At 59.7% G+C, this 8008-nt stretch carries 7 protein-coding genes and 1 pseudogene; 2 read left to right on the top strand and 6 right to left on the bottom strand.

Going from position 1 to position 8008, the window contains the following annotated elements; genetic code table 11:
* Positions 1-104: 104 nt before the first annotated feature.
* Both G8767_RS35620 and G8767_RS32160 read right to left on the bottom strand, forming a co-directional pair.
* On the bottom strand, positions 105-452 hold the full coding sequence (locus tag G8767_RS35620; protein WP_197494310.1) for a hypothetical protein: 348 nt from the start codon (positions 450-452) through the stop codon (positions 105-107).
* Complete coding sequence (locus G8767_RS32160; RefSeq protein ID WP_149357449.1) at positions 452-1594, bottom strand: alkane 1-monooxygenase; 1143 nt, start codon at positions 1592-1594, stop codon at positions 452-454. Before G8767_RS32160 ends, G8767_RS35620 begins: the two co-directional genes overlap by 1 nt.
* A gap of 1173 nt (positions 1595-2767) precedes the next feature.
* Here G8767_RS32160 and G8767_RS32150 point away from each other — a divergent pair.
* Complete coding sequence (locus tag G8767_RS32150; RefSeq protein WP_051649807.1) at positions 2768-3121, top strand: hypothetical protein; 354 nt, start codon at positions 2768-2770, stop codon at positions 3119-3121.
* Positions 3122-3190: 69 nt separating this feature from the next.
* Here the strand turns inward: G8767_RS32150 and G8767_RS32145 are convergent, their stop codons facing one another.
* The 4 genes from G8767_RS32145 to G8767_RS32130 all read right to left on the bottom strand — a co-directional run bounded on the left by G8767_RS32145 (position 3191) and on the right by G8767_RS32130 (position 6049).
* Positions 3191-3412: a hypothetical protein gene (locus G8767_RS32145; protein WP_178377395.1), complete on the bottom strand. Its 222-nt coding sequence runs from the start codon at positions 3410-3412 to the stop codon at positions 3191-3193.
* Between the two features lie 283 nt (positions 3413-3695).
* Positions 3696-4628 (bottom strand): DoxX family protein, encoded by a 933-nt coding sequence (locus G8767_RS32140; protein WP_003944048.1) that lies wholly within the window; start codon positions 4626-4628, stop codon positions 3696-3698.
* A gap of 248 nt (positions 4629-4876) precedes the next feature.
* On the bottom strand, positions 4877-5032 hold the full coding sequence (locus G8767_RS36065; protein ID WP_087503832.1) for a DUF6131 family protein: 156 nt from the start codon (positions 5030-5032) through the stop codon (positions 4877-4879).
* Positions 5033-5851: 819 nt separating this feature from the next.
* Positions 5852-6049, bottom strand: a complete 198-nt coding sequence (locus tag G8767_RS32130) for a hypothetical protein (protein ID WP_125053481.1) — start codon at positions 6047-6049, stop codon at positions 5852-5854.
* Positions 6050-6247: 198 nt separating this feature from the next.
* Here G8767_RS32130 and G8767_RS32125 point away from each other — a divergent pair.
* Positions 6248-7151 (top strand): annotated as a pseudogene (locus G8767_RS32125) (IclR family transcriptional regulator).
* Positions 7152-8008: the final 857 nt, after the last annotated feature.

Genomic DNA, 8008 nt, shown 5'->3' with positions numbered 1-8008 from the left:
TGTTCAACAAATTCCTCGGACAACTCCACCACTGCCTGCAAACCGGACAAACCTACGACGAAACCCATGCCTTCCCACCTCCTCTCGTGCTCGCGGCTTGACTGTTAACTTCCTGAGATGTCTTTCGAGGAGTCGACGGTGCGTGATTCTTTCTGACTCGGATGCCCGGTATCGGATCGAAGAATTTTTCTGTACGCGGTGAGCAGATATTTTTCGGCAGCGGTGTAGTCGGTGATCGGGGTGCCGTCTGAGTCTGTGGTATCGACGATGAGTTCGAGGTAGCGGCGGCGGTATAGATAGGCATCGGGTTGCTGCAGCAAGAATTGCGCGGCGGCGATGACTTCTGGACTCGACGCTGCACGTGCGAATCTGGCGTGAGACTGCAGGTGGCGATCTATGTCGTTGTGCGGGTACGGATCTGACTCTGTATTTGTTGGGTCGTGGGCGTTCATCAGGTCGTGCTCCTGGCGTTGATTCGTTCTGTGTCGCCGTCGTAGTAGTCCAACAATCTCTGATCCATCACCCGGCGCCACAGCGGTGGAATCCACGCGATCACGATCATCACTGCGTAGCCGGCCGGAAGTTGCGGCGCTTCGGCCGCGCTACGCAGACTTTGGTACCGCAGCTTCGGGTTGGCGTGGTGATCGCTGTGCCGCTGCAGTTGGTAGAGAAACAGATTGCTCACGACGTGATCGCTGTTCCAACTGTCAGCGGGGCTGGCGCGAACGTACGAGCCGTCGGCACGCTTGCCACGCAGCAGGCCGTAATGCTCGAGGTAGTTCGCGGCTTCGAGGAAGGTGAATCCGGCAACTGCCTGCAGCAGGAGCCAGGGCGCGACCTCCCAACCGAAGATACCGATCAGCGTCGCGAAGAGGACAACACTCATCGCCCAAGCGTTGAGAATATTGTTCTCGAAGCTCCAGGTTCGTTTGCCTTTCCTCTGGAGTCGAGCGCTCTCGATGCGCCATGCCGAACGCAGCCCGCCGAACACACTTCGTGGCAAGAACCTCCAGAAGCTCTCACCGAACCGTGAGCTGGCCGGGTCCTGCGGAGTAGCTACACGCACATGGTGGCCGAAATTGTGTTCCACGTAGAAGTGCCCGTAGAGAGATTGCGCAAGCGCCACTTTCGCGAGCCACTGTTCGATCTTCTCGCTCTTGTGGCCGAGCTCGTGGGCCGCGTTGATACCGACGCCGGCGACGACGCCCACCGTGAACGACATCGCGATCTTCTCCGCGATTCCCATCGGAGCGTTGATCCAGCACCAGCAGGCGAAGACCAGACCGGCGTATTGCAAGGGGAGGAACGCGTAAGTGCACCAGCGGTAGTAGCGGTCCTTCTGCAGTCGTGGGATCGCATCGTCCGGCGGACTTTCGCCGTCTTCACCGGCCAGCATGTCGATGATCGGGATGACGATGACCAGTAGCCACGCGCCGGTCGCCCAGAACAATCCGAGACGAAGGTTGTCGACGAGAAACCAGGAGATGAACGGGCTGAGTGGAATCAGCAATCCGAGCGGCCACAGGTACCTCTTACGATCACGCCACACCGAAGGGCCTTCGATGCTCGCGGGTGTGGAAGCCGCGGGAGTCATGGTGACATCTGGTGAATAGGGGGCATTTTCCTAAGGATTCAGTCTTAGAGGACGTTTACGATATGTGTATCTCATTCCAGAGCCGAGGGTTACACGTGGAATCGAAGTAAGAGGTGATCGCACGTCGGGGGCTGAGGCGCGGCCCTACGATCTCGGCCTCCTCGGATATCCACGAATCGCCGGTGGCTAATCCGTCTTTTTCGCACGATCGATGAATGATCTTGGTGAAGAACAAGACTCGTGTTCATTCCGGGATGCCTTTGCCAACCTGCTTGGGCATGTTGCGACTTTGGGTGTGCCCATGATTCGGAGCGAGCGCTCCATCAACCTCGGATGCGGGTGATGGAGACCACAGCAATACGGCAGGGGCTAGCTACACGACTTCCGGCTGCTGTGTACTAACTGACATTCATTCGAGACGTTCGAGCCCCACTTTCCGAGGTTCCTGCTGAGTGCAGATGACTATGCTCGCTCTGTAAGTTCACGTGAGAGTGGGGCGACCGTGATGGTAAAGGCTGATCCAGACGACCACCTTGTTGCTGTGCTGTGTTCTGTTTCCTCCGGGAGTCGTGCAGCTTTCGCCGAATTCTACGACCGGACTTCCCCTTGGGCCTGCGACCTGCTCATGCAGATGTTCGGTGATCAGCGAGTTAGCGACGAACTGGCACGGTCGGTGTATCGCGAGGTATGGGCATGCGCGCCCGAGTACAAGACGGAAAACGGGAGCCCTACGGCGTGGGTAATCATGATTGCTCACCGGCGAGCGATAGAAAAGATTCGCTCCCGCCCTCGGCGCGAGGCTTTATGGTCCTCTCAGGAGGCCTCCGGATCGGCCGAGGAAGCCCACGCATGCAAAGACGGCTTCAGTTGGTCAACAGGGGATTGCCGCGCAAGAAGATACCTCTACCAGGGATATTACTGCGGTTGGACACAGCGGCAGATAGCCCATCGTGACGGGGTGACCGTTACCCTTGTGCGATCGAGCATCAAATCAGCCGTATTGACTGCACGCGCTAGTCAGCAATGCAGTCTGATGTAGCCGGAGTTCTGACGGAGGCATGTTCGGCGTTGGTGCTACGAGCGGAGAGCTTCGCGGGGTGATCGGGCGCAGTAATCGAGGTTTGCACGAATTAGGTGGTCCGACTGTGAAAGGGTTTGCAGGAAGGAGACGGGATGTGCTGGACGAGTACTGACGGCGCTCACGAAGGAGCGCCGGCGACGATCGTCGCCGGCGATCGCACCGCACTGTCGTACAGCGCCCGGGGCTTCGGACTCGAGGACGGAACGTACGTGCCCGATGAAGCGACGATCGGTTGGCGGGCGCAATGCTCGTGCGGATGGAAAGCAGTGGGGCTCATCGAGCGTGTGACCGACGCCGACCTACCTCCACGACCGGACCAGATCCTCGACCTCTCGGGAGGGCCCGCATTCCCGGAAGTAGAAGACATATGCCACGCACAATGGCTTGAGCATGTCCGCCGATCCGCTTCAGCATGCTCCACGAACGCGTTCTCCATGACCACATGACGCACGACTCGGTGAGGTATCGGTCGGGGACCTATGATTCCTGATCTGCAGTCGACTCACGCGTGAGGTCTAGGGCCGCACACCTCGCTGTTGTACAGGGGGGAGTGGTGCGTGCACCACTCCTGAGTGGTCCCGGCGTACTGTGACCCACCGCGGAGATGCGGTGGTCGGATCGAGAGGCATCGACCCGACCACGCCGATGACACCGTCGTCAACACCGATCACCTGTCCTCCGCGTAGGAGGGTGACGTCTTCTCTGGTGATCTTGGTCTTGTCGGCGCGAGCCGTCATCAGCCACTCTCCGTGATCATCCGTCAATTTCGCGAGCCAGGTCCCCATATGACCTGCCTCTACCTTCGTGTTCGTTGGCGGACCCCCCGAGTCGCGCTCTCAAACAAAGCCTCGCGCGAGCGCAGCCAGTGGGTGCCCCCGCTGTGTCATCCGCTCGGAGCACTTATCTCTGGGAGTGCATGTCCATCGTGTTTTCGTCGGCTACGAAATCTAGCCAGAAAACGCTAGCCAACAAACTCGTAGTAACGTCACTGAACGATTGTGACCGTGTTTTTCGGTGCGCTCAGTGCGTCAATTCGTCCTTCTTGGCGCGAGCCTTTTCGAGCGCCTTCTCTGCGCGCTTGCGAGCACGCTTACCCAGCACCTCGGTCTGCTCCGACGCCGTTTCGGCCCACTCGTTGCTCTTCTCGAGGGCGAGTTCGGCGAACTCCGAGCTGCGCTTGCTCGCCAGCTCTGCCAGTTCGGCGCTGCGCTCGCGTGCGGTCTCGGCCAGTTCGGAGCCGCGCTTCTGCGCGACTTCGAGGATGTCCGGGCCGCGTTCTTTGGCGACCTCTCCGAATTCCGCGGCTCGCTTGCTCGCGATCTCCGCGAACTCGGAGCTGCGCTCCTTGGCAAGTTCGAGCCAATCCGTGCCGTGTGCCTTCGCGGTTTCGGCAAGCTCGGAACCGCGTTCGGACGCCACCGACAGAGCATGCTCGACGCGATCGCTCGTGTGATCGGTCTGCGATGCGACCAATGGAAGTGCTGCGGCGATAGACGCCTGGGCTTTCTTCGCGGCGCGACGGCCGCGCCAGCCGAGCGACGGCTTGCCCTCGGTGTCGACGGAGGCGATCATCAGTCCGCCGAGCAAGCTGACGTTCTTGATGAAGTTTGTGCGCTGCATCGCTCGCAGTGACGGATCGGTTTCGTTCCAGAAGTCGTGACCGGCAAGCGTGGTCGGTACCAGGCTCCCCGCGAGCACCAACGACGCGAGCCGCGGCGCCTTGCCGGTGGCCAGCAGGGCACCGCCGCCGATCTGGACGGCGGCGTTGATCTTGACGAGTGTTTCCGGATCAGCAGGCACCTTCTGCGTCACTGCTCCTGGCAGCGTCTCGACGGATTTGTCGATCAGCGGTGACGCTTTGGCTGCTCGCTGAGCAGGGTTGCGCAAAGCATCGATTCCCCCGGCGATGAAGATCGTGGAAAGCAGTGGACGAGCAATTCGACGTACCAGCATGTTTCAAGCCTTCCAGAGTGAATGCGACATTCGGAGATAAACACTCTCCGCGGGGCCTCCCGGCAGGTTGCCCAGCTGCACTGAACTCTGTCGACAGGCACCCTCAAACGTGGAGGTGGGATGTGCCCAGTACCTCTCTTACAGGAGGAGGCGATCCCGGTAGTGGTGCATCATCATGGGTCGAGCAAATTAGGTACCCGCGCGAGCCAGATGTCCCAGGCGAGGGTTAGGCCGAGGTATATAGGGTGTTAATACCAAACTTTTCGACCGCCCACAGCGCGACCCATAGTGCCCAGAAGTGTCAGGATTGCGCCGACCACCACCAAGATGATGCCGACTGTCGTCAAAATACTGATTGCGGTGAAGTAACCGATCAGGGCCAGAATGATGCCGAGGACAATCACAGTGATTCCTATTCTCTCGCTAGGTTCTCGCTCTGCGCACCGGCCAGCCACCAGATCCGGCGGTGCGAGAAGTTCAATAGATCACAGAATCTATACCATCAGACATAGATTATAGGCAAAATTGAAACCAGATGTAGTGAGGTGGCGTTAAGCGCCGACCTGGCCCGGCCAGGAGGCCGGTCGGTGCCTGGCGAACATTGAGGAAGGACGTAGTCAAGGGCCCACCGACACTGAGCACGAGCAGAGTCTCGGTGGGCGGGCACGCGCCCGCCGTGTCGGCGACGAGCGCGAAGTTCGGGCGGTCCACCGACATCAGGTGTGAACATCGGTCGGTGGACCGTGCGTGTCAGAACCGGCGACAACTCCGACACGCAGATCGAAGACCCGCCGGGACGGAGTGGGGGACTCAACCGGCGGGTCAACATCCTCCATGCCCTGGTGCCTTGTTCTCCAAACATGAACAGCCCGCCGTATTTGTCGAGCAGGCACAACGAGGCCCAGCAGAAACCGATCAAGGCGACGGGCAGCACTCCCTGATGCTGGCCTTGTCGTCCAGAGTCGCCTGCTGCACCAGATGAGCGTCATTCTGCCGTGCGTCAGTACAAGTACATTGCCGCGTTCCTGACAAGTAACGGAGAAGGGTAGTGTTCGGCCCTCGTTCCAGGCTGGCGCGGGTGGGTGGGGGACCGAGAATGTTCATCTCGATCACGCCGGCGGTGCGAAGCCTCACGCCCGTAACTCGATGCCATTCTGCAGCGGTTGCGACGCGGATAGACGTTGGTGATCACTCCCCGCGAAGTGGCGAGATCGTGGTATCGGTCAACGGCTGATGTCGATACCGACCGGCTGTTCGATAACGCCCCTGCATCCGCTGCGGCAATCAACGAAACTTTCCCGGCGGTCGGTCAGTTCAGGTGGTGAACCGGCGTAGAACTCGAGCACGGTAATAAACAGTGGACATCTACATTGAAGGCAGTCGCGTCCGAGTTCGGTGCCGACGACGGGCACAGTGCTCACGAAATCGACCATAGGCCAATTCTTCGAACGCGCATTCCTACTGGCAGGCAACGCATCCCGCGCACCGATGACACCGGTAAGTCTGTGACGCGATGTATGTGTCTGCTGCGCTTACCGTCGCATTCTGCAAGCGAGCCACCGACTGGGTGGGGAACACAGGAGATAGAATGAATTCTAGTAAATTTCGGAAGGGGCTTCATGGGCATCGCTGACCAGAATGGCACAACGCCGGGCGTCTCGACAGAGATGAAGTCGGGCAAGGACCTGCCACCCTCGATGATCGAGCGACTGACGTTGATTCTCGACGCCTTCGGCGGCCGAGGAGCTCGGATCACGCTCGAACAGGTTGCATGCCGTACTCGATTACCTCGCTCCACTGTCCACCGCATTCTCGATCAACTCACCACCTTCGGATGGGTCGAGCACGCCTCCTTCGGATACTGCCTCGGTCGCCGCGCTCTCCGGGGGACGGCGACGGCGAGAGGCGCAGCTCGCTTCGTGAAGCGGCCGCACCGTTTCTGCACGAATTGCACCAGCAGACCGGTATGGTCGTGCATCTGACCGTCCTCGACGGCCCCGACGTCGTCGATCTCGACAAAGTCGGCGGACGTTTCGCCGCTGCAATCCCGTCGCGTGTCGGGGGTCACGCCCCCGCCCACTGCACCGCCGGCGGAAAAGCGATCCTGGCGTGGATCGCCCCCGAACGCGTCGACGCTCTTTTCGGCTCAGTCCTTTCTCGCAGTACGGAAAACACCATCACAGACATCAATGTTTTGCACCAGGAACTGAGTCGCATCCGCCGGCGCCGCGGTGTGGCCTTCGAGCGAGGAGAGTCAGCTCATGGTGTGGCCTGCATCGCTGCTGCGGTTCGCGGATACGAAGAACCCGTCGGCAGCATCGCCCTGTGCGGCAACAACAAATCCGTTCAGCTAGAACGCCTCGCCCCTTGGTCGTCCACGCGGTCCGTGAAATTTCTCGATCGTTGTACCCCGAATCGGACCATTCCCGTAGACCACGAAAGGCGCCTTCCGTTCCTGCGGCCACATTCTCCGCGGAGATGATGGATCGCCTCCTGGCGGCATCACCGGAAGACTGGATCTAACGTATCTCGACCGATCGAGTCCGCGGTGTCAGTACTGGACGGTATTCCCGAGAACTCGCTGACGCATCCTTAACTCCTCGACCACGCTGGATGGCGCTTGTTTGCATTCTCCAGGGCTCGCCGTGGATCAGCCATGTCATTTTGAACATGTTGGGCTGCAAGCAGATACATTTTTCGTTGAATGTGTCATTGTGCGAGAATGCGGATTCCGTTGGCGTCCTGGGCGAGGATGTGGGCGAAGTGGCGGTTGGATTTGTCGAGTCCGTCGGAGAGGTTCGCGCCACGCAAGAAGGATGCTGCGGCGGCGTCGAGGTGCCGCGCAATGCGCAGGAGCAGGCCGAGGGGCGGGAACGAGGAAGACGTGGGCGTCTGCGGTGATAATGTCGAGGGTCGATAGTAGCGACAGACCGGCCTCAGTTTCGTTGTCGTCGTGGTTGATGTGGGCGACTTTCAATGCTTCGGCCGGGGCTGCCGCTGGAAATTTCTGTGCCGAGCCTGCGACAATGTTTCCGTTTTGTCGGCACGACAGCGAACTATTGGCGGTAATGGTGTTGTGCTGCAATGTGTCCTTATTTTCACCATTGCTTGACAGGGGCGCACGGGAGTCGGAAGCAGAAAACGGCAGGGTTAACCGCGATAGCGGCGAGGGAACCGCTGCATGCGCGGGAAGGATACGAGCTGCTGAGTCCGAGCGCTCCTCTTACCGGCGGCGACATGTGATCATCGTTCTGAAATCGATACTGTCTAGGTTTTTCGACGTGAGGATCGTATGTTCGCTGATCGGTTGAATATGTTGTTCGAGGATTCGCCGCGATTCGGTCGTCCGGTCACGCAAGCTGTGGTGGCGGACGGTCTCG

The sequence above is a fragment of the Rhodococcus sp. IC4_135 genome (genome assembly GCF_011602025.1).
Lineage (GTDB): Bacteria > Actinomycetota > Actinomycetes > Mycobacteriales > Mycobacteriaceae > Rhodococcus_F > Rhodococcus_F baikonurensis.
This window is presented reverse-complemented; position numbering and strand designations above follow the sequence as displayed.